Source organism: Serratia sp. Z4 (assembly GCF_009900725.1).
GTDB classification, from domain to species: domain Bacteria; phylum Pseudomonadota; class Gammaproteobacteria; order Enterobacterales; family Enterobacteriaceae; genus Serratia; species Serratia nematodiphila.
On sequence record NZ_JAAABD010000001.1, the window covers coordinates 83,453 to 107,257 of the forward strand.

25 protein-coding genes are annotated in these 23,805 nt (G+C 59.4%); 10 read left to right on the top strand and 15 right to left on the bottom strand.

Features of this window, described 5'->3' with window-relative positions:
* Window positions 1–9 precede the first annotated feature (9 nt).
* Window positions 10–978, top strand: a complete 969-nt coding sequence (gene secF, locus GT753_RS00425) for a protein translocase subunit SecF (protein ID WP_004940389.1) — start codon at window positions 10–12, stop codon at window positions 976–978.
* Between the two features lie 65 nt (window positions 979–1,043).
* Here the strand turns inward: secF and GT753_RS00430 are convergent, their stop codons facing one another.
* Window positions 1,044–1,604, bottom strand: coding sequence for a DUF3251 domain-containing protein (locus GT753_RS00430; RefSeq protein WP_160125146.1), 561 nt, complete (start codon window positions 1,602–1,604; stop codon window positions 1,044–1,046).
* Between the two features lie 174 nt (window positions 1,605–1,778).
* Between GT753_RS00430 and nrdR the strand changes: the two genes are divergently transcribed.
* The 6 genes from nrdR (at window position 1,779) to pgpA (ending at window position 5,894) form a co-directional block, all read left to right on the top strand.
* Window positions 1,779–2,228, top strand: a complete 450-nt coding sequence (nrdR, locus tag GT753_RS00435; protein ID WP_004940387.1) for a transcriptional regulator NrdR — start codon at window positions 1,779–1,781, stop codon at window positions 2,226–2,228.
* 10 nt (window positions 2,229–2,238) lie between these two features.
* A complete protein-coding gene (gene ribD, locus GT753_RS00440; protein ID WP_075684442.1) occupies window positions 2,239–3,348 on the top strand; it encodes a bifunctional diaminohydroxyphosphoribosylaminopyrimidine deaminase/5-amino-6-(5-phosphoribosylamino)uracil reductase RibD in 1,110 nt (369 codons plus the stop codon).
* Window positions 3,349–3,455: 107 nt separating this feature from the next.
* A complete protein-coding gene (gene ribE / locus GT753_RS00445) occupies window positions 3,456–3,926 on the top strand; it encodes a 6,7-dimethyl-8-ribityllumazine synthase (RefSeq protein ID WP_004940385.1) in 471 nt (156 codons plus the stop codon).
* A 20-nt stretch (window positions 3,927–3,946) separates the two neighbouring features.
* Complete coding sequence (gene nusB, locus GT753_RS00450) at window positions 3,947–4,363, top strand: transcription antitermination factor NusB (RefSeq protein ID WP_004940384.1); 417 nt, start codon at window positions 3,947–3,949, stop codon at window positions 4,361–4,363.
* 51 nt (window positions 4,364–4,414) lie between these two features.
* The gene (thiL, locus tag GT753_RS00455; RefSeq protein ID WP_015376834.1) at window positions 4,415–5,407 is read left to right on the top strand and encodes a thiamine-phosphate kinase; all 993 of its coding nucleotides are present in this window, start codon (window positions 4,415–4,417) and stop codon (window positions 5,405–5,407) included.
* Window positions 5,400–5,894: a phosphatidylglycerophosphatase A gene (pgpA, locus tag GT753_RS00460; protein WP_004940382.1), complete on the top strand. Its 495-nt coding sequence runs from the start codon at window positions 5,400–5,402 to the stop codon at window positions 5,892–5,894. Before thiL ends, pgpA begins: the two co-directional genes overlap by 8 nt.
* Window positions 5,895–5,927: 33 nt before the next feature.
* On the opposite strand, the gene GT753_RS00465 is transcribed toward pgpA, so the two are convergent.
* From GT753_RS00465 to xseB, 4 genes are all read right to left on the bottom strand, one after another.
* Window positions 5,928–6,902, bottom strand: a complete 975-nt coding sequence (locus GT753_RS00465; protein ID WP_015376835.1) for an aldo/keto reductase — start codon at window positions 6,900–6,902, stop codon at window positions 5,928–5,930.
* A 107-nt stretch (window positions 6,903–7,009) separates the two neighbouring features.
* Entirely contained in the window at window positions 7,010–8,875 is a 1,866-nt protein-coding gene (gene dxs / locus GT753_RS00470; RefSeq protein ID WP_033642060.1) for a 1-deoxy-D-xylulose-5-phosphate synthase, read from the bottom strand.
* A 34-nt stretch (window positions 8,876–8,909) separates the two neighbouring features.
* Window positions 8,910–9,830, bottom strand: a complete 921-nt coding sequence (ispA, locus tag GT753_RS00475; protein WP_076740507.1) for a (2E,6E)-farnesyl diphosphate synthase — start codon at window positions 9,828–9,830, stop codon at window positions 8,910–8,912.
* 5 nt (window positions 9,831–9,835) lie between these two features.
* Complete coding sequence (gene xseB / locus GT753_RS00480; protein ID WP_015376838.1) at window positions 9,836–10,099, bottom strand: exodeoxyribonuclease VII small subunit; 264 nt, start codon at window positions 10,097–10,099, stop codon at window positions 9,836–9,838.
* 160 nt (window positions 10,100–10,259) lie between these two features.
* Here xseB and thiI point away from each other — a divergent pair, with 160 nt between their 5' ends.
* Window positions 10,260–11,708: a tRNA uracil 4-sulfurtransferase ThiI gene (gene thiI / locus GT753_RS00485; RefSeq protein ID WP_160125147.1), complete on the top strand. Its 1,449-nt coding sequence runs from the start codon at window positions 10,260–10,262 to the stop codon at window positions 11,706–11,708.
* 66 nt (window positions 11,709–11,774) lie between these two features.
* Here thiI and yajL read toward each other — a convergent pair whose 3' ends face one another.
* Entirely contained in the window at window positions 11,775–12,365 is a 591-nt protein-coding gene (gene yajL, locus GT753_RS00490) for a protein deglycase YajL (protein ID WP_015376840.1), read from the bottom strand.
* Window positions 12,328–13,239 (bottom strand): 2-dehydropantoate 2-reductase, encoded by a 912-nt coding sequence (panE, locus tag GT753_RS00495; RefSeq protein WP_004940375.1) that lies wholly within the window; start codon window positions 13,237–13,239, stop codon window positions 12,328–12,330. The genes yajL and panE overlap by 38 nt, the downstream gene beginning before the upstream one ends.
* A 182-nt stretch (window positions 13,240–13,421) precedes the next feature.
* On the opposite strand from panE, the gene GT753_RS00500 reads away from it, so the two are divergent.
* Window positions 13,422–13,913, top strand: coding sequence for a YajQ family cyclic di-GMP-binding protein (locus tag GT753_RS00500; RefSeq protein ID WP_004940373.1), 492 nt, complete (start codon window positions 13,422–13,424; stop codon window positions 13,911–13,913).
* Between the two features lie 34 nt (window positions 13,914–13,947).
* Here the strand turns inward: GT753_RS00500 and GT753_RS00505 are convergent, their stop codons facing one another.
* The 8 genes from GT753_RS00505 to GT753_RS00540 all read right to left on the bottom strand — a co-directional run bounded on the left by GT753_RS00505 (window position 13,948) and on the right by GT753_RS00540 (window position 22,855).
* Window positions 13,948–15,312, bottom strand: a complete 1,365-nt coding sequence (locus tag GT753_RS00505; RefSeq protein ID WP_015376841.1) for an MFS transporter — start codon at window positions 15,310–15,312, stop codon at window positions 13,948–13,950.
* Window positions 15,313–15,510: 198 nt separating this feature from the next.
* Window positions 15,511–16,401, bottom strand: a complete 891-nt coding sequence (gene cyoE, locus GT753_RS00510) for a heme o synthase (RefSeq protein ID WP_015376842.1) — start codon at window positions 16,399–16,401, stop codon at window positions 15,511–15,513.
* 17 nt (window positions 16,402–16,418) lie between these two features.
* A complete protein-coding gene (locus GT753_RS00515; RefSeq protein ID WP_004940369.1) occupies window positions 16,419–16,757 on the bottom strand; it encodes a cytochrome o ubiquinol oxidase subunit IV in 339 nt (112 codons plus the stop codon).
* A complete protein-coding gene (locus GT753_RS00520; protein WP_004940367.1) occupies window positions 16,757–17,371 on the bottom strand; it encodes a cytochrome o ubiquinol oxidase subunit III in 615 nt (204 codons plus the stop codon). Before GT753_RS00520 ends, GT753_RS00515 begins: the two co-directional genes overlap by 1 nt.
* Window positions 17,361–19,352 (bottom strand): cytochrome o ubiquinol oxidase subunit I, encoded by a 1,992-nt coding sequence (gene cyoB, locus GT753_RS00525; RefSeq protein WP_004940366.1) that lies wholly within the window; start codon window positions 19,350–19,352, stop codon window positions 17,361–17,363. The genes GT753_RS00520 and cyoB overlap by 11 nt, the downstream gene beginning before the upstream one ends.
* 3 nt (window positions 19,353–19,355) lie before the next feature.
* A complete protein-coding gene (cyoA, locus tag GT753_RS00530; RefSeq protein ID WP_004940365.1) occupies window positions 19,356–20,306 on the bottom strand; it encodes a cytochrome o ubiquinol oxidase subunit II in 951 nt (316 codons plus the stop codon).
* 440 nt (window positions 20,307–20,746) lie between these two features.
* A complete protein-coding gene (gene ampG, locus GT753_RS00535) occupies window positions 20,747–22,225 on the bottom strand; it encodes a muropeptide MFS transporter AmpG (RefSeq protein ID WP_015376843.1) in 1,479 nt (492 codons plus the stop codon).
* 51 nt (window positions 22,226–22,276) lie between these two features.
* Complete coding sequence (locus GT753_RS00540) at window positions 22,277–22,855, bottom strand: lipoprotein (protein WP_076740504.1); 579 nt, start codon at window positions 22,853–22,855, stop codon at window positions 22,277–22,279.
* Between the two features lie 314 nt (window positions 22,856–23,169).
* On the opposite strand from GT753_RS00540, the gene bolA reads away from it, so the two are divergent.
* Window positions 23,170–23,484: a transcriptional regulator BolA gene (gene bolA, locus GT753_RS00545; protein WP_004940361.1), complete on the top strand. Its 315-nt coding sequence runs from the start codon at window positions 23,170–23,172 to the stop codon at window positions 23,482–23,484.
* Window positions 23,485–23,805 lie beyond the last annotated feature (321 nt).

The following is a 23,805-nucleotide window of genomic DNA, read 5'->3' on the forward strand; positions in this document are numbered from 1 at the left end:
GAGTGCGTTGTGGCACAGGATTATACTGTTGAGCAACTCAACTACGGCCGTAAAGTCTACGACTTTATGCGCTGGGACTATTTGGCCTTCGGCATCTCGTTGCTGCTGTTGGTCGCGTCGATCGTCACCATGTCGGTGCGCGGCTTTAACTGGGGTCTGGATTTCACCGGCGGTACGGTGATTGAAATCAACCTGGAGAAGCCGGCTAACCTCGACCTGATGCGCGATACGCTGGAGAAGGCCGGGTTCCAGGATCCGATTATCCAGAACTTCGGCAGCAGCCGCGACGTGATGGTGCGCATGCCACCGGCGACCGGCACCGCAGGCCAGGAACTGGGCAATAAGGTGATCGGCGTGATCAACGACTCGGTGGATAAAAACGCCACCGTGAAGCGTATCGAGTTCGTCGGCCCGAGCGTGGGCAGCGAACTGGCGCAAACCGGCGGCATGGCGCTGCTGGTGGCGTTGATCTGTATCCTGATCTACGTTGGTTTCCGCTTCGAATGGCGCCTGGCGCTGGGGGCGGTTATCGCGCTGGCGCACGACGTGATCATCACGCTGGGCGTGCTGTCGCTGTTCCACATCGAGATTGACCTGACCATCGTCGCTTCCCTGATGTCGGTTATCGGTTACTCGCTGAACGACAGCATCGTGGTCTCCGACCGTATTCGTGAGAACTTCCGCAAGATCCGCCGCGGCACGCCTTACGAGATCATGAACGTGTCGTTGACCCAGACGCTGAGCCGTACGCTGATGACCTCCGGGACCACCCTGATGGTGGTGCTGATGCTGTACATCTTCGGCGGCGCGATGCTGCAAGGCTTCTCGCTGGCGATGCTGATCGGCGTGTCGATCGGTACCGTCTCCTCCATCTACGTCGCGTCCGCGCTGGCGTTGAAACTGGGGATGAAACGCGAGCACATGCTGCAGCAAAAAGTGGAAAAAGAGGGCGCGGATCAGCCTTCGATTCTGCCTTAACCGCCGCAGTATTCAGCGAAATGAGAAGGAGCGCCGCCGGCGCTCCTTTTTTTTGCCTCGAGTTTTCAGTGTTGCTGCACCACCGCCGGTTGGGCGGTCGAAACCAGACTGTGCAGACGGATATAGCCCAGCTGTTCCGGCGTCAGGCCGCTGAAGCGCAGCTCAAAGTCCTGGCCGGGTTTCGGCAGCAGCGAGTCGGCGCTGGCGATCGGTTGCGACAGCGCCTCGGCGGTCAACGGCCGCCCGGTGGCGTCGTCCAGTTGGCCCCATTCCACCACCGCGTTGAACGGCGGCAGCGTGGCCTGTGAGAGGGTGCGCACATGCAGCTGCGCCTGCGTGCCGTTGGCTTCGCTCTTGATGTGGCTCAGCGAAACGCTCAGCTCGCCGATGCCGCTTTGCAAACGGGCGGCGCTTCGGGCCGCCGGCAGCAGGTAGACGCCGTTGTCGGAGTGCTGATTGAGCATATTCTGCCGCTCCAGCGCGGTGGTTTGATCGGTCAGCACGCTCACTTTCTGGTTCAGCGCGGCGACCTGATGGTGCAGTTGAGGGACGGCGGCGTTGTGCGCACAGCCTGCCAGCAACACGGCGGCGGCGAGCAGGGCGATTTTGGGGTAACAGGTTGTCATGACGGCGATTTCCTATGCTGAATCTCCTGTTATCAGCTTAGTCCGCCCGGAGGGGAAAGTCATATCGGCGCCGCTTCCCGGCTGCGTGTCGCAACAAATGGCCGCCGCCCTTTGTTGTGGCTGCACTTCGGGGTAAACTGCATTTATCTATAAAAACGTTTATCAGGACGTGTTATGCATTGCCCTTTCTGCGCCGCCGTTGATACCAAAGTCATTGATTCCCGCCTGGTGGGGGACGGTTCGCAAGTGCGCCGCCGCCGCCAGTGTCTGGTGTGCAATGAACGCTTCACCACCTTCGAGGTGGCCGAGTTGGTGATGCCGCGAGTGATTAAAAGCGATGAGGTGCGCGAGCCGTTCAACGAAGACAAACTGCGCCGCGGCATGCTGAAAGCGCTGGAAAAGCGCCCGGTAAGCTCGGACGACGTGGAAAACGCCCTTAACCATATCAAATCCCAACTGCGCGCCACCGGCGAACGCGAAGTGCCGACCAAGTTAGTCGGCAATCTGGTGATGGACGCGTTGAAAAAGCTGGATAAGGTGGCCTACATTCGCTTTGCGTCGGTATACCGCAGCTTCGAAGACGTGCGCGAGTTCGGCGAAGAGATCGCCCGCCTGCAAGACTAAAGGATCTTTCATGCATCACGACGAATTTTATATGGCGCGCGCCTTCGAACTGGCGCGCCTGGGGCGTTTCACCACCGCGCCCAATCCGAACGTCGGCTGCGTTATCGTGCGCGACGGCGAAATTGTCGGTGAAGGCTATCACTTGCGCGCCGGCGAGCCGCACGCGGAAGTGCACGCGCTGCGTATGGCGGGCGACAAGGCGCGCGGCGCCACCGCCTATGTCACGCTCGAGCCGTGCAGCCATCACGGCCGCACGCCGCCCTGCGCCGATGCGCTGGTGGCCGCCGGCGTAACGCGAGTGGTCGCGGCGATGCAAGATCCCAATCCGCAGGTGGCGGGGCGCGGGCTGTACAAGCTGCAGCAGGCCGGCGTCGAGGTGCGTCATGGCCTGATGCTGGCCGAAGCCGAAGCGGTCAACCTGGGCTTCCTCAAACGCATGCGCACCGGTTTCCCCTATGTGCAACTGAAGCTGGGCGCGTCGCTGGACGGGCGCACGGCGATGGCCTCCGGCGAGAGCCAGTGGATCACCTCACCCGAAGCGCGTCAGGACGTGCAGCGCCTGCGCGCGCAGAGCGCCGCGATCCTCAGCACCAGCGCCACCGTGCTGGCGGACGATCCGTCGCTGACGGTGCGTTGGGATGAGTTGGATGCCGAGACCCAGCGCCTCTATCCGCGCGAAAATCTGCGTCAGCCGCTGCGCATCCTGCTCGACAGCCAAAACCGCATTACCCCGCAGCACCGCGTGGTGCAGCAGCCGGGCGCCACCTGGCTGGCGCGCCTGCAGGCGGATGAACAGGCCTGGCCGCAAGACGTTGAGCAGTTTATCTGCCCGGCGCACGGCGGCGGCGTCGATCTGGTGGTGATGATGATGCTGTTGGCCAAGCGCCAGGTGAATTCAATCTGGGTGGAGGCGGGCGCATCGCTGGCTGGCGCGCTGCTGCAGGCCGGCCTGGTGGATGAGCTCATTTTGTACATCGCGCCGAAACTGTTGGGCGATAATGGCCGTGGCCTGTGCCACCTGCCGGGCCTGGAGCGGTTGGCCGACGCGCCGGAATTCGTCTTTAGCGACGTGCGCCAGGTCGGCCCCGATCTGCGTTTGTGCCTGCGGGCGAAACACTGAATCTCGCGCCTGCGCGCCGGTTTTACAAAAGCGCCGCGCAGGCGATGAAAGAATATGATAGAATCCGCCCCCCTGCGGGGTATTGAACCCATTTTTAAGGAAAGCCCATGAAAGTTATCGAAGGTGTTGTTGCTACTCCAAATGCCCGTGTGGCGATCGCAATTGCACGTTTTAACAATTTCATCAACGACAGCCTGCTGGAAGGCGCCATCGACGCGCTGAAACGCATTGGTCAGGTTGCTGACGACAACATCACCGTTGTCTGGGTCCCGGGCGCTTACGAGCTGCCGTTGACGGCGAGCGTATTGGCCAAAACCGGCAAATACGACGCGGTTATCGCGCTGGGCACCGTTATCCGTGGGGGCACCGCGCACTTCGAATATGTGGCGGGCGAAGCCAGCTCCGGCATCGGCAACGTTGCGATGAATGCCGAAATCCCGGTTGCCTTTGGCGTGCTGACCACCGAAAGCATCGAACAGGCGATCGAACGCGCCGGCACCAAAGCGGGCAACAAGGGCGCTGAAGCCGCGTTGACCGCACTTGAAATGATTAATGTTATCAAAGCTATTAAAGCCTGAATTTAGTTAAGGGGAATTCCGTGAAACCTGCTGCTCGTCGCCGCGCTCGTGAGTGCGCTGTTCAAGCGCTTTACTCTTGGCAGTTGTCTAAAAACGACCTTGCCGATGTTGAACACCAGTTCCTGACGGAGCAGGATGTCAAAGATGTTGACGTCGCCTATTTTCGCGAGTTGCTGTCCGGCGCGGCAGTGAATGCAGGTATGCTGGACGAACTGATGGCGCCATACCTGTCGCGTCAGCTCGAAGAGCTGGGCCAGGTGGAGCGCGCAGTGCTGCGCGTCGCGCTGTTTGAACTGAAAATGCGCGAGGATGTCCCTTACAAGGTGGCGATCAACGAAGCGATCGAGCTGGCGAAAACCTTCGGCGCGGAAGACAGCCACAAGTTTGTGAACGGGGTGCTGGATAAAGTGGCGCCAACCCTTCGCAAGAAAAAGTAAAACATTAAGGCCGGCATTCCCGGCCTTAATTTCTTCTCGTGGAATATCGATATGGCATGCGGTGAATTTGACCTCATTGCCCGCTATTTTGACCGGTTTAAGCGCGTGCGCCGGGATGTACAGTTGGGCATTGGAGATGACTGCGCACTGCTGGCAGTGCCGGAAAAACAGCTGGTGGCCGTCAGTACCGATACGTTGGTGGCGGGCGTGCACTTCTTACCGGACATCGATCCGGCCGATCTCGGTTATAAAGCGCTGGCGGTCAATCTGAGCGATCTGGCGGCGATGGGCGCCGATCCGGCGTGGCTTTCACTGGCCCTGACCCTGCCGGAGGTGAATGAGCCCTGGCTGAAGGCCTTCAGCGACAGCCTGTTTGATCAGCTCAACTATTACGGCATGCAGCTGATCGGCGGTGATACCACGCGCGGCCCGCTGAGCATGACCTTGACCATTCAGGGGCTGATCCCGGCCGGCCGGGCGTTAACCCGCAGCGGCGCGCGCATCGGCGACTGGATCTACGTGACCGGCACGCTGGGCGACAGCGCCGCCGGTCTGGCGATTCTGCAGGATCGTCTGGCGGTGCCGGAGGCGGCGGCGCGCGATTACCTGATCGCTCGCCATCTGCGCCCGCAGCCGCGGGTGTTGCAGGGGCAGGCGCTGCGCGACCTGGCCAGCTCGGCGATCGACATCTCCGACGGCCTGATCTCCGATCTGAAACACATCCTGAAGGCCAGCGACTGTGGCGCACGCATCGTGCTGGACGAGCTGCCGATGTCGCAGGCGCTGAGCAGCCACGCGGATGCCGAGCAGGCGCTGCGTTGGGCGCTGGCGGGCGGCGAAGATTACGAGCTGTGCTTCACCGTACCGGAGATCAACCGCGGCGCGTTGGAAGTGGCGCTGAGCCACCTCGGCGCCGACTACACCTGCATCGGCCAAATTGGTCCGCTGTCTGAAGGCATCCGCTATTATCGCAACGACGAAGCGGTAGAGCTGGACTGGGCCGGGTTCGATCATTTCAATGCGGAGCCGGGCACTCATGGATGAAGCCAAGCGTCGGCTGCGGATGAGCAATCCGTGGCACCTGCTGGCCACCGGTTTTGGCAGCGGTTTGTCGCCGGTGATGCCGGGCACCATGGGATCGCTGGCGGCGATCCCGTTCTGGCTGCTGCTGATCCAGCTGCCATGGCAGCTCTACTCGCTGGCGGTGATGTTCAGCATCTGTATCGGCGTCTATATTTGCCACCGCACGGCAAAAGACATGAAGGTGCACGATCACGGCAGCATCGTCTGGGATGAGTTCGTCGGCATGTGGATCACGCTGATGGCGCTGCCGGTCAACGACTGGCGCTGGGTCGCCGCCGGTTTCGTCATCTTCCGCATTCTGGATATGTGGAAGCCGTGGCCGATCCGCTGGTTCGACCGCAACGTGCATGGCGGCATGGGCATCATGGTCGACGATATCATCGCCGGCGTGCTGTCCGCCGGTATCATCTACCTGATTGGCCACCACTGGCCGATCGGGCTGTTCTGACAGACGGGCGCGGCGTTTCGCGCCCGCTACTCTTTATTCAAACCCCGTCACCCGATGCGGCACGTAAGCCGTCTCCAGTTCCGCCACCTCTTGCGGCGACAGACTCAAATCGACCGCGGCGATGGCGTCATCCAACTGCTCGCTGCGCGAGGCGCCAACGATCGGTGCGCTGACCGCCGGCTTGTTCAGCAGCCAGGCCAGCGCGATCTGCGCGCGTGAAACGCCGCGTTCTTCGGCGAGGCTGGCGACGCGTTCGGCGATGATGGCGTCGATGCCTTCAGTTTCCTCGTACAGGCTTTTGCCGAACTGGTCGGAGACCAGCCGCGCGGTGGTTTCGCCCCAGGGGCGGGTCAGGCGGCCGCGCGCCAGCGGGCTCCACGGCAGCACGGCGATGCCTTCGGCGGCGCACAGCGGGTGCATCTCGCGCTCTTCTTCGCGCTGGATCAGGTTGTATTGATCCTGCATGCTGACGAAGCGCGTCCAGCCGTGCAGATCGGCGGTGTACAGCGCTTTGGCGAACTGCCAGGCGTACATGGAAGAGGCGCCGATGTAACGCGCCTTACCGGCTTTCACCACCTCGTGCAGTGCCTCCAGCGTCTCTTCCAGCGGCGTTTCGTAATCCCAGCGGTGGATTTGCAGCAAATCGACATAGTCAGTGCCCAGGCGCCGCAGGCTGTCGTCGATGGACTGCATGATCTTGGCGCGCGACAAACCGCGCTCCAGGTTGCTCAGCGGGAAATAGACCTTGGTGGCGACCACCACGTCTTCGCGGCGTGCATAGTCGCGCAGCGCCCGGCCGAGGATCTCCTCGCTGCTGCCGTCGGAATAGCTGTTGGCGGTGTCGAAAAAGTTGATGCCGGCTTCCAGCGCCTGTTTCAGCAGCGGGCGGCTGCTCTCTTCCGGCAGCGTCCAGGCGTGATTGCCGCGGTTCGGTTCGCCGTAGGTCATGCAACCCAGGCAGATGCGTGAGACGTTCAGATCGGTGTTGCCCAGTTTCAGGTACTTCATGTTTGCCTCCCATTCACAGCTCAGACAGTAACTGTAGCGCGGATCCCGGAGGGCGGAAACGAAAACGCCCCCGGGAGCGGAGGCGTTTTTTCAGGCGCGGGCGGCGATTACTGCGCCAGCCAGGTTTCGATTTGGCGCTGAATGCCGGCGGCGTCCAGCCCCAGATCGGCGCGCAGCTCTTCCTGGGTGCCCTGCGAGACGAAGCTGTCCGGCAGGCCGAGGTTCAGCACCGGCACCGGACGGCGTTTGGCCATCAGCAGTTCGTTGACGCCGCTGCCGGCGCCGCCCATGATGGCGTTCTCTTCCAGCGTGACCAGCGTTTCATGGCTGGCGGCCAGTTCGAGCACCAGCTGCTCGTCCAGCGGTTTGACGAAGCGCATGTCGACCAGCGTGGCGTTGAGCGCTTCCGCCGCCGCAGCGGCCTCCGGCAGCAGGGTGCCGAAGTTGAGAATGGCGATCTTCTCCCCCTGGCGACGCACCACGCCTTTGCCGATCGGCAGCAGGCTGAGCGGCTCCAGCGCCGCGCCGGTGCCGGTGCCGCGCGGATAGCGCACGGCGCTCGGGCCGTCGTTGTAGTGATAGCCGGTATACAGCATCTGGCGGCATTCGTTTTCGTCGCTCGGCGTCATGATCACCATGGTCGGGATGCAGCGCATGAACGACAGATCGAACGCCCCCTGGTGGGTCTGGCCGTCGGCGCCGACGATGCCGCCGCGATCGATGGCGAACATCACCGGCAGGTTTTGGATCGCCACGTCATGGATCAACTGATCGTAGGCGCGTTGCAGGAAGGTGGAGTAGATCGCCACCACCGGCTTGTAGCCGCCGATCGCCAGCCCGGCGGCGAAGGTGACCGCGTGCTGCTCGGCGATCGCCACATCGAAATATTGCTGCGGATAGTCGCGCGAGAACTGCACCATGCCGGAGCCTTCGCGCATCGCCGGCGTGATTGCCATCAGCGAGCTGTCTTTGGCGGCGGTTTCACACAGCCAGTCGCCGAAGATTTTCGAATAGGTCGGCAGACCGCCGGCGCTTTTCGGCAGCGTGCCGCTGGCGGGATCGAACTTCGGCACCGCGTGGAAGCTGATCGGATCCTTCTCCGCCGGCGCGTAACCGCGGCCTTTCTTGGTCATGATGTGCAACAGCTGCGGGCCTTTCAGATCGCGCATGTTTTTCAACGTGGCGACCAGGCCCTGTACGTCGTGCCCGTCTACCGGGCCGATGTAGTTGAAGCCCAGCTCTTCGAACAGCGTGCCTGGCACCACCATGCCTTTCAGGTGCTCTTCGGTGCGTTTCACCAGCTCCTTGATCGGCGGCACGCCGGCCAGCACTTTCTTGCCGCCTTCGCGCAGGGTGGAGTAAAGCTTGCCGGACAGCAGCTGCGCCAGATGGTTGTTCAGCGCGCCGACGTTTTCCGAGATCGACATCTCGTTGTCGTTCAGCACCACCAGCATGTCCGGATTGATGTCGCCGGCGTGGTTCATCGCTTCGAACGCCATGCCGGCGGTGATGGCGCCATCGCCGATCACGCACACCGTGCGGCGGCCTTTGCCTTCACGCTCTGCCGCCACCGCCATGCCGAGGCCGGCGCTGATCGAGGTCGACGAATGGCCGACCGACAGCACGTCGTATTCGCTTTCGGCGCGCCACGGGAAGGGGTGCAGGCCGTTCTTTTGCCGGATAGTGGCGATCCGATCGCGGCGGCCGGTCAGAATTTTGTGCGGGTAGGCCTGATGGCCGACGTCCCACACCAGATGATCGAACGGCGTGTTGTAGACGAAATGCAACGCCACCGTCAGTTCGACGGTACCCAGCCCGGAGGCAAAGTGGCCGCTGGAACGACTGACGCTGTTCAGCAGGTATTGCCGCAGCTCATCGCACAGCTTCGGCAAGCTCTCTTTGGGCAGTGAGCGGAGTTCCTCGGGGTTTTCCGCTAGCGCCAGGGTTGGGTATTTGGCTATATCAAGACTCATTCGATACTCATATCAGAGGAGTTAACGTCACACGTTAATTGTCGCGTTCAATAATGAAGCTGGCTAACGCTCGCAATGGCGCTGTGTTATAAGATTGCGCTGCCAAAGTGTCTAATGCAGCTAATGCTTCCTGATAGAGATCCCACGCTTTTGCTTTCGCGCTGTCAAGCCCGAGTAACGCCGGGTAGGTACTCTTTCCGTGTTGTTGGTCCGCGCCCTGGCGCTTGCCGATCTTTTCAGTCTCGCCGACAACGTCCAAAATGTCATCCTGCACCTGGAACGCCAGGCCAACCGCAGCGGCGTAACGATCCAGCTGCGGCAGCGCCGCTCGCCCTGCTTCGCCGGCGCTCAGCGCGCCCAGGCGCACCGCGGCGCGGATCAGCGCGCCGGTTTTGTGGCGGTGGATCTGCTCCAGGGCCTGCAGATCGACGCGCTTGCCTTCGGCTTCCAGATCCAGCGATTGGCCGCCGCACATGCCGGCTACGCCGCTGGCGCTCGCCAGTTCGGAAACCATCGCCAGCCGATCGCGCAGCGCCACGTCGGGCATTTCGGCATCGGCCAGGATCGAAAACGCCAGCGTTTGCAGCGCATCGCCGGCCAGGATCGCGTTGGCTTCGCCGAATTTAATGTGACAGGTCGGCTGGCCACGGCGCAGATCGTCGTCGTCCATCGCCGGCAGATCGTCATGGATCAGCGAGTAGGCGTGGATGCATTCCACCGCCGCCGCCGGCGCGTCCAGGTTGCTCAGCGACACGCCGAACATCTGGCCGGTGGTGTACACCAGGAACGGACGCAGACGCTTGCCGCCCAGCAAGGCGCCGTGACGCATCGCCGCCACCATGTTGCCGTCGTTGAACGGCAGCGGGGCGATGAAGTCCAGCAGCGCGCGATCGGCGCGCTGGCGGAAAATCTGCAGTTGATCGGCAAAAGCGGCCGATGGGGCGATCTCAGACATGTCGGTTACTCGGCATCTGGTGTGAAAGGCGCCAGCGCCGCATCGTCGGCGCTGTCGTTAAGAAGTATCTGCACACGCTGTTCCGCCTGTTGCAGTTTCTGCTGGCCTTGGCGCGCCAGCTGCACGCCGCGTTCGAATTCGTTCAGCGCGTCTTCCAGCGGCAGTTCGCCCGACTCCAGACGCGTCACGATGCTTTCCAGCTCGCCGAGGGCGCTTTCAAAGCTGGCTGTTTGCTCTGTACTGGCTGATTGTGCTGGTTTTTTCGGCATAATTTTCTTTTTACGTCATCATGTGAACCGTGGCGCCAGAGCCTATCCTAGCGGATCTTGATTAGCAAATCATGGCGCTCATGTGTGGTTTTGTGCGCAGAGCACGGCGATATGGTGATATACTCCGCGCCGTAATTCTTATCTGACAACAAAGACCGCCATGAAGTTTATCATTAAATTGTTCCCGGAAATCACCATCAAGAGCCAATCTGTGCGCTTGCGCTTTATCAAGATTCTCTCGACCAATATTCGCAACGTCCTGAAGCAGTATGATGAAACGCTGGCGGTCGTCCGTCACTGGGATCATATCGAAGTTCGCGCCAAAGATGAAAACCAGCGGCCGATCATCGCCGACGCGCTGACGCGCATTCCCGGCATCCACCATATTCTGGAAGTGGAAGATCGCGCTTATACCGATACCCACCACATCTTCGAGCAGACGCTGGAAGCCTACCGCGCCCAGCTGGAAGGCAAAACCTTCTGCGTGCGCGTCAAGCGTCGCGGCAAGCAGGCGTTCAATTCGCAGGACGTGGAGCGTTACGTCGGCGGCGGCCTGAACCAGCATATCGACAGCGCGCGCGTTAACCTGACCCGACCGCAGGTCACGGTAAACCTGGAGATTGAAGACGACAAGCTGATGCTGGTCAAACGCCGTCTCGAAGGCATCGGCGGTTATCCGGTCGGCACTCAGGAAGACGTGATGTCGCTGATTTCCGGCGGTTTCGACTCGGGCGTGTCCAGCTATATGCTGATGCGTCGCGGCTGCCGCGTGCACTTCTGCTTCTTTAACCTGGGCGGCGCCGCGCACGAGATTGGCGTGAAGCAGGTGGCGCACTACCTGTGGAACCGTTTCGCCAGCTCGCACAAGGTGCGCTTCGTCGCCATCGACTTCGAGCCGGTGGTGGGCGAGATCCTGGAGAAGGTCGACGACGGCCAGATGGGCGTGGTGCTCAAGCGCATGATGGTGCGCGCCGCTTCGCAAGTGGCCGAACGCTATGGCGTGCAGGCGCTGGTGACCGGTGAAGCGCTGGGGCAGGTGTCCAGCCAGACGCTGACCAACCTGCGCCTGATCGATAACGCGTCCGACACCCTGATCCTGCGCCCGCTGATTTCGCACGATAAAGAGCACATCATCAAGCTGGCGCGCGAAATCGGCACCGAAGACTTCGCCAAAACCATGCCGGAATACTGCGGCGTGATTTCGAAGAGCCCGACGGTGAAAGCCGTCAAGGCCAAGATCGAAGAGGAAGAGAGCCACTTCGATTTCAGCATTCTCGATCGGGTGGTGAGCGAAGCGAAGAACGTCGATATCCGCTCTATCGCCGAGCAGGCGCAGGAGCAGGTGACCGAAGTGGAAACCGTCGCGGCCTTCGGCGCCGACGAGGTGATCCTGGATATCCGTTCCAACGACGAGCAGGAAGAGAAGCCGCTGCAGCTGGAACAGGTTGAAGTGAAAGCGCTGCCGTTCTACAAGCTGAGCACTCAGTTCGGCGATCTGGATCAGAGCAAAACCTATCTGCTGTACTGCGAGCGCGGCGTAATGAGCCGCCTGCAGGCGCTGTACCTGCTGGAGCAGGGCTTCAGCAACGTGAAGGTTTATCGCCCGTAACGCGGGCAGCGGCGTAAACGAGAGGGGCTGAACCGGTGTTCAGCCCTTTTTTTATCGGCAAGCCGCTCAGTCGCGGAAATCGTACATCCCGGGGATCAGCACCAGCTGCGCGGCGATCTCCGCCGCTTTGGCCTTGCCGAGCAGCAGATCGATCAGCTTCAGCGCGAACTCCATCGCGGTGCCCGGCCCCTGGCTGGTGAGCAGCTTGACGCGTGCGTCGTACACCACACGGCGTTCCATCCATTTATCCGCCGGTATCTGGTCTTTCAGGCCCGGGAAGCCGGTCATGTTGCCGACCGGGAACAGATCGTGGTGCTGCAGCACCAGCGCCGGCGCCGCACAGATGGCGGCGACGATATTCCCCTGCAGGTGCATCTGCCGCACTTTTTCCACCAGCAACGGGCTGTCGCGGAAGCATTCCGCCCCCTTCAGGCCGCCGGGCAGCACGATGGCGTCGAAAGGCTCATCGACGATCGCCACCAGCGGCGCGTCTGCCAGCAGCTTGACGCCGCGCGAACAAACGATAGTCAGCTCGCCGTCACCGGCGACGCTGGCGGTAGTGACTTTAACGCCCGCCCGCACCAGCAGATCGATGGTGGTGACGGCTTCGGTTTCTTCGCTACCAGGTGCCAGGCAAACCAGCGCCGATACGCTCATATTCATTTTCCTTTCGTTTAATCAATTCAAACAGCCGCGCATTCTCCGGCAGCGTGAGGCCGTGACTGCGCGCACGGCGCAGCAGGTAGCCGGTGATGTAGTCGATCTCGGTATGCCGCTGGCTGCGGATATCCTGCAGCATCGACGAAACGTTGTCGGCGGTGCTGTGGATCACGTCCATCACATATTGCATCAGGCCTTCGCAGGAGGTGTGGTAGCCCTCCATCGCCATCACGCTGGCGACTTCACGACACAGCGTTTCGATCTGCTCCGGGTAGCGCTGCAGATCGCCGTTGCGGCAGCCGTACAGCGCCGTCAGCGGGTTGATCACGCAGTTGACCGCCAGCTTGCGCCAGTTGGCCGAGGCGATGTTGTTGTGCCAGGCGACGTCGGGCAGCGCCTGATGCAGCACTTCCGCCAGGTGGCTGAGATGCTGGGCGGCCGGTGAGGTGGGGCCGATGTGGGTGATGCCGGTGGCGACGTGAATAATGGTGCTGCCTTCGTGGCGCGCGGCGTGGGTGGTGGTGCCCTGCAGGATGGGCTGGCCGTTTTGCGGCAGCTCCTCCTGGGTACCCATGCCGTTGTGCAGCAGCAAAATGGCGCACTGAGGGTTCAGCTTCGGCAGCAGCGCACTGACCGCGCTGGAGACCTGCCAGGCTTTCAGCGTCACCAGCAGCAGCTCGCTCTGCGCGAGGTGCTCAGGATCGTTGGTGGGCAAATTGCGATTAAACGAGACGCCTTCCGGCTCGATCACGTTCACGGCGCAAAAAGGCTGCGGCACTCTTAGCCATCCCTGTACATCGTGGCCCTGCTGATACAGCCGGGAGAGCCACAGTTGTCCGAGCGCGCCGCAACCAAGAATGGTTATTTTCATTCAGTCTCCTTGGAAACACGGGAATACCGCTCAATTACCGTGATCTAACTATAGGCTTTATGGCAGCCTGAAGCGCTATCCCTGCGTGCGTTCAGCAGATTTTGTCTGAGGCGGCAAAGCGGTTATCATGCTCGGCATCAAAATCGCCTAAGCTATTAGGCACTCATTCAGGAGGAAGAAGTATGCCATCTTTCGACATCGTTTCCGAAATTGATATGCAGGAAGTGCGTAACGCCGTTGAGAACGCCACCCGCGATCTCGGCACCCGCTGGGATTTTCGCAACGTGCCGGCCAGCTTTGAGCTAAACGAGAAGAATCAAAGCATCAAGGTTGCCACCGAGTCTGATTTCCAGGTGCAGCAGCTGCTCGACATTCTGCGCGAAAAGCTGAGCAAGCGCAGCATCGACGGCGCCGCGCTGGAGATCCCGGAAGAGTTTACCCACAGCGGTAAAACCTACAGCGTGGAAGCCAAGCTGAAGCAGGGGATTGAAACCTCTGTAGCGAAGAAAATCGTCAAGCTGATCAAAGACAGCAAGCTGAAGGTGCAGGCGCAGATCCAGGGCGAAGAAGTGCGGGTGACCGGCAAGTCACGCGACGATTTGCAGAGCGTGATGGCGCTGGTGCGCGGCGGCGATCTGGGGCAGCCGTTCCAGTTCAAGAACTTCCGCGATTAATCTCGACGGGGCCGGCATTGCCGGCCCTGATTCTTTACAGCGAATTGACCAGCGCTTCCAGTTGACCGCGATTGGTCTGCTTGGTATCCACCTTGACGTAGGCGCTGCGCTCCTCCGGCACCACGATCGCCTCGGCCACGCCGGGCTGCGCCTTCAGGCGGCTTTCCAGCGCCGAATCCTTCACCGCCAGTTCAGACAGCGTAATGCGCAGGCTGCTGACATACGGCGGCTCTTTCATGGTGCTGCTGACCAGGAACCAAACGGCGGCCAATACCGCGCCGGCGATAAACACCAGGCCTGCCCCCTGCAAACCGTACAGCCAGCCGCCGAGGCTGCCGCCGATCGCTACGCCGATAAACTGGCTGGTGGAGTAGACCCCCATCGCGGTGCCCTTATAGCCGGCCGGTGATTCTTTGCTGATCAGCGAAGGCAGAATGGCTTCCATCACGTTGAAGGCCATGAAGAACAGCTGCACGCCGGCGATGATGCCCCACAGGTGCGCGCCGGAGAGCCACAGCAGCACTTCGGCGCAAAACAGCACCGCCACGCAGCCCATAAACACCTGCTTCATGCGGCGATATTTTTCGGCATAGATGATGAAAGGCACCACGGCGGCGAACGACACCAGCATGGTCACCAGGTAGACGATCCAGTGTTCGCTGGCCGCCAGCCCGGCTTTCTCCATCGCCAGCGGCAGCGCCACGAAGCTCGACATCAGCAGGATATGCAGACACATGATGCCGAAGTTGAGCTTCAGCAGGCGCGAGTTGCTCAGCACTTTGCGGAAACTGCCGCGCACGATGCTGGACTCGCGGTTCAACAGGTGAGTATCGGCGGAAGGCACCACCGCCAATGTGATGGCGATGCCGGCCAGCGCCAGCACGGCGATCATCCAGAACAGCGCATGCAGGCCGAAGGCGTGGGTAATTATAGGGCCCAGAACCATGGCGATGGCGAAGGTGATGCCGAAGCTGACGCCGATGAACGCCATCGCTTTGGTGCGGTTCTGCTCGCGGGTCAGATCGGAGAGCAGCGCCATTACCGCGGCGGCGATCGCGCCGGAGCCTTGCAACGCGCGGCCGAGGATCACACCCCAGATAGAGTCGGTCGCGGCGGCGATCACGCTGCCGAGGGCAAAGATCAGCAGGCCGCCGACGATCAGCGGCTTACGGCCGATGCGATCGGACACCAGACCGAACGGGATCTGAAACACCGCCTGCGCCAGGCCGTAGATGCCGATGGCGATGCCGATCAGCGCTTCGCTGGCGCCGTTGAGCGCCATGCCGTAGGTGGTCAGCACCGGCAATACCATAAACATGCCGAGCATGCGCAGGGAGAATACGGTGCCCAATCCCCAGGTAGCGCGGCGCTCCTGCGGGGTCATTGAATTATCGTTCACATCAAACCTCGGTAAAAACCATGCCATCAGACGTTGAGACAGCGCCTGATGGCATGATTTCTGTAAAGCTGCGTCATTTTAGTGTGCGGGGCAGGGGGGGTAAATCGAATGTTGTTTAACAGATATTACAGTTTGGCCGCTTTTCGGCGTGACAAATAAAATGGGCCGCAAAAGCGGCCCATTCACAGATGATTTGGCTTACCAAACGTAGGTCACCAGCGCTTCAGGCGCCGCCGTGGCGCTGAAGTCGATCGACATCATCACGCTCAGCGAGGTGATGGCGACGATGGAGAACACGAACAGTTTGCGCGCCCAGACGCTGTCGTTTTCGGTTTTATAACCGCGCAGCGCCATGCCCAGCCACCATACGCTCACCGCCGCAGCGACGATCAGGTATTTGTAGCCGGCGTAGCCCACCAGGGTCAGCATCAGCGTGGCGATCATAAATGCCAGGATGTAGACCGTGATGTGGTTCTTGGCGACGGAAATGCCTTTCACCACCGGCAGCACCGGAATGTTGGCCGCCTGGTAATCTTTAAAGCGGAAGATAGCGATCGCATAAGAATGCGGCATCTGCCACAGGCTAAAGATAGCCAGCAGGATCAACGCGCCGGCGTCGAACTCGTTGGTCACCGCGCAGTAGCCGATAACCGGCGGCGCGGCGCCCGACAAGCTGCCGATCAGCGTGCCGTAGACCGAATGGCGTTTCATGTACAGGCTGTAAACGCCGACATAAACCACGAAGCCCATCACCGCCAGCCACATGGCCAGCGGGTTGGCCGCGATATACAGCAACGCGAAGCCCGCAATACCCAACACGGTCGCATAAACCAGGGTGACACTCGGCGCGATCAGGCCTTTTACCAGCACCCGATTCTTCGTTCTCTCCATTTTCTTGTCGATATCGCGGTCGATGTAGTTGTTAAACACACAGCCCGACGCGACCACCAACGAGACACCCACCAGGGTGGCGAGAAACAGGGGATAGTCGATGCTCCCTTTGGAAGCGAGCAGGAATCCCCCAACGACAGAAATTAAATTGCCGAAAATAATTCCTGGTTTAGTGACTTGCAGGTATTGCTTAATCATCACGTGCAGCTCAGCTCTTAATCGACCATCATATTGATGTTGAGGTTGTACATAATCCAGAGTGAACCTACAACAACGATACCGATGATCATAGCGGTGAACAGCAATGCCACCAGGTTCCAGCGCTCTTCCGATGAGGTGTTCATGTGCAGGAAGTAAACCAGGTGAACAATCACCTGGATAACCGCCATACCGACAACAACCGCCAGGATGGTGGAATGAGAGGCAGTGCCGTTCATTACCATCGCAAATGGAATTACCGTCAGGATGATCGACAGGATAAAGCCGATCAGGTATGACTTCACGCTGCCGTGGCTTGCGCCGCCGTGAGAGGTTTCATGGGATGAATGGCTCATTACATAACCCCCAGCAGGTAGACAACGGTAAATACGCAGATCCAGACCACGTCCAGGAAGTGCCAGAACAGGCTCAGGCACATCAGGCGGGTTTTGTTGGTCGCGGTCAGGCCGAACTTGCTCACCTGAATCATCAGCACGATGATCCAAATCAGGCCGGAAGTCACGTGCAGACCGTGGGTGCCGACCAGCGCGAAGAAGCTGGACAGGAACGCGCTGCGATCCGGCCCGAAGCCTTCGGCGATCAGGTGATGGAATTCATAGATTTCCATCGCCACGAAGCCCAGACCAAACAGGAAGGTCAGGAACAACCAGGTGTTTACACCGCCAACTTTACCCTTGTTCATGGCGATCATCGCCATGCCGTAGGTGATGGAGCTGAACAACAGCAGGAAAGTTTCGACCAGAACAAACTTCAGGTCGAAGATGTCTTTGCCTGAGGGACCGCCAGCGGTCCCGTTCACCAGGACTGCATAAGTCGCGAACAAGCTCGCAAACAAAATACAGTCGCTCATCAGGTAGATCCAGAATCCGAAGACTTTGGTCTCTCCCGCGTCGTGGTGCCCATGCTCTGCATGGGCTGCGTTATGATTGGTCAGAGTTTCAGTTGACATGGTTCACGCCTGCTTTACGGATTTGTTCGTAGTGTTGGTTCTCAATGCGCTCGATTTCATCAACCTGCACATAGTAGTCAACATCGTGATCGAAGCTCTTGCCGATCCAGACAACGATCATACCGATGAAGCCGGCCAGAGCCATCCACCAGATTTCCCAAATCATTGCGAAACCGAATACCAGGCTGAAGAAGGCGATGATAACGCCGGCGCCGGTGTTCTTAGGCATATGAATCGGTTCGTATTTAGCCGGTTTCTTATAGGCTTCACCTTTTTCTTTCATGTCCCAGAATTCGTCACGGTCATGAATCTGCGGCACTACGGCAAAGTTATAGAACGGCGGTGGAGACGAAGTTGACCACTCCAGAGTACGAGCACCCCATGGGTCACCGGTCAGATCGCGGTTCTGTTCGCGGTCACGGATACTGACGAAGATCTGGGTCAGCTGGCACAGGATGCCGCAGGCGATCAGCGCCGCACCGCCGGCTGCAACCAGCAGCAGAGGGTGGAACTCAGGGTTGATGTTCTGGCTGATACGACGGGTCATGCCCATAAAGCCCAATGCGTACAGCGGCATGAAGGCGGTGAAGAAGCCGATGATCCAGAACCAGAACGCGCGGATGCCCCATTTTTCGTTCAGCGTGAAGCCGAAGGATTTCGGGAACCAGTAGGTCAGGCCCGCGAAGCAACCGAACACCACGCCGCCGATGATGACGTTGTGGAAGTGCGCGATCAGGAACAGGCTGTTGTGCAGCACGAAGTTCGCGCCCGGCACCGCCAGCAGAACGCCGGTCATACCACCCACGGAGAAGGTGATGATGAAGCCAACGGTCCACAGCATTGCGGAGTTGAGCTTGATGCGGCCCTGATACATGGTGAACAGCCAGTTGAAGATTTTCACCCCGGTCGGGATGGAAATGATCATGGTGGCGATACCGAAGAAGGCGTTAACGTTCGCGCCGGACCCCATGGTGAAGAAGTGGTGCAGCCAGACGATGAACGACAGAACGGTGATCGCGATGGTTGCCCATACCAGTGAGGTATAGCCGAACAGGCGTTTTCTGGAGAAGGTCGCGGTGACTTCGGAGAACACGCCGAACACCGGCAGAACCAGGATATACACCTCTGGGTGACCCCAGGCCCAAATCAGGTTGATGTACATCATCATGTTGCCGCCCATATCATTGGTGAAGAAATGGGTGCCCAGATAGCGATCCAGGGTCAGCAGCGCGATGGTGACGGTCAGAATTGGGAAAGAAACGATGATCAGGACGTTGGTACACAGCGCCGCCCAGGTGAACACCGGCATCTTCATCATAGGCATGCCAGGGGCACGCATCTTCAGAATGGTGGCGAAGAAGTTCACGCCGGTCAGCAGGGTACCCAGACCGGAAATCTGCAGACTCCAGATCCAGTAATCGACCCCGACGCCAGGACTGTACTCTTTACCCGACAGCGGCGGATACGCCAGCCAACCGGTCTGAGCGAACTCACCGACCCCCAGGGAGATGTTGATCAGCACCACGCCCACCACGAAGAACCAGAAGCTCAGGGAGTTCAGGAACGGGAAGGCGACGTCGCGCGCACCGATTTGCAGCGGCACCACGACGTTCATCAGGCCAACCACGAAAGGCATCGCCATGAAGAAAATCATGATGACGCCGTGCGCGGTGAAGATCTGGTCGTAGTGGTGCGGCGGCAGGAACCCGGCTTCGCCGGCGGACGCCAACGCCTGCTGGCTACGCATCATGATGGCGTCGGCAAAGCCGCGCAGCAGCATGACCATCGCCACGATGATGTACATGATACCAATTTTTTTATGGTCGACCGAAGTCAGCCATTCGCTCCACAGCCACTTCCATTTACCGAAATACGTCAGCAGCGCCAGCACTGCCAGGCCCCCGACAATAATTGCGGCTACGGTGACCATGATGATCGGTTCGTGGTACGGAACCGCATCAAGTGTTAATTTTCCCAACATCAGTTATTCCTCGGCTCCGGCGTGAGCAGCATGTTCACCCATGTCCATACCTTGGCTCATGTCCATGCCTTCGTGCGCGCCAGCGCCCTTGTGCATATCCATGTCGCCCATGAATTTGGCAATTGTTTCTTTGAACAAATTCGGTTTGACAGCGGCAAAGTACTCAACCGGGTTGTTTTCACTCGGCTCTGCCAGTTTGTTAAAGTCGTCGGTGGTGTTCAGGTTTTTAGACGATGCCTTCACCTTGGCCACCCACTGATCGAAGTCGCCTTCGGTCGGGGTAACGATCGCGGTGAATTTCATACCGGAGAAGCCTGCGCCGCTGTAGCTGCTGGAGATGCCTTTGTAGGCACCGGCTTCGTTGCCGATCAGGTGCAGTTTGGTCTGCATGCCGGCCATCGCATAAATCTGTCCACCCAACTGCGGGATAAAGAACGAGTTCATTACCGAGTTAGAGGTGATCTTGAATTCGACTGGAACATCTTTCGGGAAAGCCAGCTCATTAACGGTCGCAATGCCTTGTTCCGGGTAGATGAACAGCCATTTCCAGTCGAGCGACACCACTTCGATCGTCATCGGCTTCTTGTCGGTGACAATCGGCTTGAACGGATCGAGTTCGTGGGTGGTCTTCCAGGTAATGGTGCCAAGGATGGCGATGATAATGATAGGAATGGTCCAGACGACCGCTTCGATCTTGTTGGAGTGGGCCCAGTTCGGACTGTACTTGGCGTCTTTGTTGGAAGCGCGATACTTCCAGGCAAAGGCGAACGCCATGAAGATAACTGGCACCACTACGATCAACATCAATGCGATTGCAGTGATAATCAGTGTCCGTTGCTCAACACCAATTGCTCCTTTGGGATTCATCAAAACCATATCGCAGCCACTGAGCAATACAGTGCCTGCGATTAATGACAGCATCCCAATACTTTTATTGTATTTCTTAAGTCTCATCTAACGACCTCAATAACAAAGGCTCAATTGTCGTTTCATGTGTGCGGGCATTTTACGGGAAGGTTGCAGTACTGTAAACATGCTTAAGGGAGTGTCAGCGGCTTGTTGACACTTTCTGTTAAGGGGGTCACAGATGTAACCCTGCGTGACAATTTACCAATGACAACAACGCGTTGGCACGCTGAATCGTGACGAGCAGCCCGTATGTTAAGGAAAACTAAAGGTATGATGAATTTGGCGAAGAAATGCGCGGCGGGGAAATACGCAGAAAAGGTTTATTTAATGTAAAATAATTGTGTCTTAAAGGTGAATTTAATTTTATTTCCGAGTGCGGCAGTCGGATAAAAAAATAATTTCCGCGCCGATTATCTTTTTTTACCGAAATAAATATATCCCCGGATCGCTTTTTTTTCGGCCGGTGAAATCACCGGCCGGTCAGATTATGCCAAACGGGTGCGGCGCAGGGCGAGGTAATCCAACGTACTGCCCATGGCGACGCCGAGCAGGCTCAACGCGGCGCCGACCTGCAGCAGCCGATCGGCCAACTGCGGGGCCTGAGTCCAATCCAGCGCATTGGTGATAAGCAACAGCAACCACAGGCCCAACAGCGAACAGCCTAGCGTCAGTAAGCGCAGCGCCCAACGGTAAGATTCTGAAAACTCAGTGCGCGGCATAAAATTGCCATGCTGCTGGGTGTGCTCCAGCGTCTGACGACAGATACCGAGCAGCAGCAAGCCGGGCAGGGCAGCGGCGATAGAGAACAGGTAGAACAACGGCCAACCGTGGGCTTCAACGAACCAGCCGGCGATCGGGCCGACATAGACGCGCCCTACGGCGGACAGCGCCGACAGCAGCGCGAACTGGGTGGCGGAGAACGACCGGTTGCACAGCGTCATTAGCAGCGCCACGAAGGCCGCGGTGCCCATGCCGCCACACAGATTTTCGAGGAAGATGGCGCTGCCCATGGTGAGCAGGCTCTTGTCGGTCACCGCCAGGATCCAATACCCGAGATTGGAGACCGCCTGCAGGACGCCGAACAGCATCAGCGCGCGGAACAGGCTGAGACGTTGCATCAGCACGCCGCCGAACAGGGCGCCGACGATGGTCGCGAACAGGCCGAGGGTTTTGTTCACCAGCCCGACTTCACCGGCGTCGAACCCCACGCCGCGGATCAGGAAGGTGGTACTCAGGCTGCCGGCGAAGGCGTCGCCCATTTTGTACATCACGATTAGCAGCAGGATCAGCCAGGCGTTGTTGCGGCCGAAGAAATCGCGCAGCGGCGCGACGACCGCCTGTTCCATGGTGCGCGGCGCCGGGATGCTTTCATCCGGCTCCGGCGCCAACAGCGTGGCGGCCACGCCGATCAGCATCAATCCGGCCATCAGCCAGTAGGTGGCTTGCCAGCCGAAATAGCGATCCGCCAGCCACAGCGCCAGGCCGCCGGAAACCAGCATCGCCAGCCGATAACCCAGCACCGAGATCGCCGCGCCCGTGCCGCGTTCTTCGGCTTTCAGCAGATCGGTTTTATAGGCGTCGAACACGATATCTTGCGAGGCGGAGCAGAACGCCACCAGCACCGCCAACGCCGCCAGCCACCACAGGTGCTGCGCGGGTTGCATAAAGCCCATCGCCACAATCGCCGCCACCAGCAACAGCTGGCTGATCAGCAGCCAACCGCGCCGCCGCCCGAGAAACGGCGGGGTATAGCGGTCCATGAACGGCGACCAGAGGAATTTGAAGACGTAGGCCTGGCCCACCAGCGAGAAGATGCCGATGGTTTTCAGATCGATATTTTCGACGGTCATCCAGGCTTGCAGCGTGCCGGAGGTCAATGCCAGCGGCAGACCCGACGCGAAGCCCAGCAGCAGCAGAATGGCGGAGTTACGCTGGGTGAAGATGTTCAGATAGTGTTTCGACATGAGTTCCCTGTCTGCGCCGCCCGATCCGCCGGGCGGCGCCAGGCGCGCCGATTAGCGCGCGTTTTGCTTGATGAAATCGTTGACGCTGGTGTCCTGAGCCATGTCGGCGATCACGTCGCCCAGCACGGAGTTGACGGCGTCGGTGATCTTCTCGTTGGTCGCCGTGAAGGCGCCCTGCACGTTATAGGTCGAGCGGTAATTCTTCACCTGCTTGTTGCCGTTCTTCGCCTGGGCGATGATCGAAATGTCGGCTTTGGTGGTGATGTTGTAGCGCAGGTTACCTTCGGCGACGTCCGCGTACAGGTTATTGACGACGATTTGCAGCGCCACCGGGCCGTCGGCACCGATCATGTAGCCGCGTGCGCCCATCTGTTTCTCCAGCACTTCCTGCAGCAGGAAACGCAGATCGCGCGATGGCGTTAGCGTGACCAACTGGCCGTCGCGGTTCACCTTGGCCAGCGCCTGGTCGGCGCGCTGATCCGCGCCGTTGATGCTGACAGTGATGCCCTGCAGGGTAGGATCCTGCTGCGGCAGAACGATTTTCGGCGTGACGTTCAGGGTGTTGCTGCTGGTCGCGCAGCCGGCCAGCAGCAGGGCGGCCAGCAAAGGAAGACAAAGTTTCTTTAACATGTTTTCTGTCTCATTCTCGATGGATTTAGTAATAATCAGAGCGGGATAGCCGACAACAAATTGCCGACATCATAGCATCGCCGCCGTGCGGTGGAAGCGCGGAAGGCGCCTGAGTGACAAATTTTTACCTGCCGTTGATAAAAACACGCTTTTTTGGCCCGCTCAATCGGATAATCCCCCAAGCGGCGGGGATGGCGCTCATCATTTGACCGCAGAAAAGAGAAATTTGTCCCGGCGATGGTCTAAACGGGGGAAAACCGGCTAATATTGAACTAGATGGGCACGGTCCTCTGCCGGTGTTGTAAGGAGATCCTATGATTCGCGAGCAAATAGAAGCAAAGTTAAGGGCGGCGTTTGAGCCCGCGTATCTGGAAGTCGTTGATGAAAGCTATCGTCATAACGTTCCGGCGGGTTCAGAAAGCCATTTCAAAGTGGTATTGGTCAGCGATCGCTTCGTCGGCGAACGTTTTTTGACGCGCCACCGCTCCATCTACGGCGTATTGTCGGAGGAGCTGGCGGACGGCGTACATGCGCTGGCGCTGCACACCTATACGCTCAAAGAGTGGGAAGGTCTGCAGGATACCGTGCCGGCCTCGCCGCCGTGCCGCGGCGCCGGCACGCTGGCCTGAGGGGGAAATTTTCAGGTATCAGTGGAACTTTGCCCTTGAATTAGGGTATTACTACTGACGAATTTTGAAACGGCCTGCGGGCCGTTTCTGTTTTTGACGACGACACGGCCGACGCGCAATGTGGCCAACGTTCGGTCTGTTTTGGCGGCCTTTGGGCGATCGAATCGGCAAAAGTGTGAGTTTTAGCGCGCCTGCGCCGCCTAGCTTTCCTCGACTCGCCACGCATGCGCCGCTATAATGTCGCGTCTTATTTTTCCGGAATGGTTTCGGGACGCTTCTGTCATCAGGGAACTCGGTTCTTATCTGTAGCCGTCCTGGTTC

Bases quoted from the DNA above. Each gene is read 5' to 3' on its own strand.
- GT753_RS00430 (WP_160125146.1), bottom strand. From the start codon at position 1,604: ATGACAACCTGTTACCCCAAAATCGCCCTGCTCGCCGCCGCCGTGTTG.
- nrdR (WP_004940387.1), top strand. From the start codon at position 1,779: ATGCATTGCCCTTTCTGCGCCGCCGTTGATACCAAAGTCATTGATTCC.
- ribD (WP_075684442.1), top strand. From the start codon at position 2,239: ATGCATCACGACGAATTTTATATGGCGCGCGCCTTCGAACTGGCGCGC.
- ribE (WP_004940385.1), top strand. From the start codon at position 3,456: ATGAAAGTTATCGAAGGTGTTGTTGCTACTCCAAATGCCCGTGTGGCG.
- thiL (WP_015376834.1), top strand. From the start codon at position 4,415: ATGGCATGCGGTGAATTTGACCTCATTGCCCGCTATTTTGACCGGTTT.
- pgpA (WP_004940382.1), top strand. From the start codon at position 5,400: ATGGATGAAGCCAAGCGTCGGCTGCGGATGAGCAATCCGTGGCACCTG.
- GT753_RS00465 (WP_015376835.1), bottom strand. From the start codon at position 6,902: ATGAAGTACCTGAAACTGGGCAACACCGATCTGAACGTCTCACGCATC.
- dxs (WP_033642060.1), bottom strand. From the start codon at position 8,875: ATGAGTCTTGATATAGCCAAATACCCAACCCTGGCGCTAGCGGAAAAC.
- ispA (WP_076740507.1), bottom strand. From the start codon at position 9,830: ATGTCTGAGATCGCCCCATCGGCCGCTTTTGCCGATCAACTGCAGATT.
- xseB (WP_015376838.1), bottom strand. From the start codon at position 10,099: ATGCCGAAAAAACCAGCACAATCAGCCAGTACAGAGCAAACAGCCAGC.
- thiI (WP_160125147.1), top strand. From the start codon at position 10,260: ATGAAGTTTATCATTAAATTGTTCCCGGAAATCACCATCAAGAGCCAA.
- yajL (WP_015376840.1), bottom strand. From the start codon at position 12,365: ATGAGCGTATCGGCGCTGGTTTGCCTGGCACCTGGTAGCGAAGAAACC.
- panE (WP_004940375.1), bottom strand. From the start codon at position 13,239: ATGAAAATAACCATTCTTGGTTGCGGCGCGCTCGGACAACTGTGGCTC.
- GT753_RS00500 (WP_004940373.1), top strand. From the start codon at position 13,422: ATGCCATCTTTCGACATCGTTTCCGAAATTGATATGCAGGAAGTGCGT.
- cyoE (WP_015376842.1), bottom strand. From the start codon at position 16,401: ATGATTAAGCAATACCTGCAAGTCACTAAACCAGGAATTATTTTCGGC.
- GT753_RS00515 (WP_004940369.1), bottom strand. From the start codon at position 16,757: ATGAGCCATTCATCCCATGAAACCTCTCACGGCGGCGCAAGCCACGGC.
- GT753_RS00520 (WP_004940367.1), bottom strand. From the start codon at position 17,371: ATGTCAACTGAAACTCTGACCAATCATAACGCAGCCCATGCAGAGCAT.
- cyoB (WP_004940366.1), bottom strand. From the start codon at position 19,352: ATGTTGGGAAAATTAACACTTGATGCGGTTCCGTACCACGAACCGATC.
- cyoA (WP_004940365.1), bottom strand. From the start codon at position 20,306: ATGAGACTTAAGAAATACAATAAAAGTATTGGGATGCTGTCATTAATC.
- ampG (WP_015376843.1), bottom strand. From the start codon at position 22,225: ATGTCGAAACACTATCTGAACATCTTCACCCAGCGTAACTCCGCCATT.
- GT753_RS00540 (WP_076740504.1), bottom strand. From the start codon at position 22,855: ATGTTAAAGAAACTTTGTCTTCCTTTGCTGGCCGCCCTGCTGCTGGCC.
- bolA (WP_004940361.1), top strand. From the start codon at position 23,170: ATGATTCGCGAGCAAATAGAAGCAAAGTTAAGGGCGGCGTTTGAGCCC.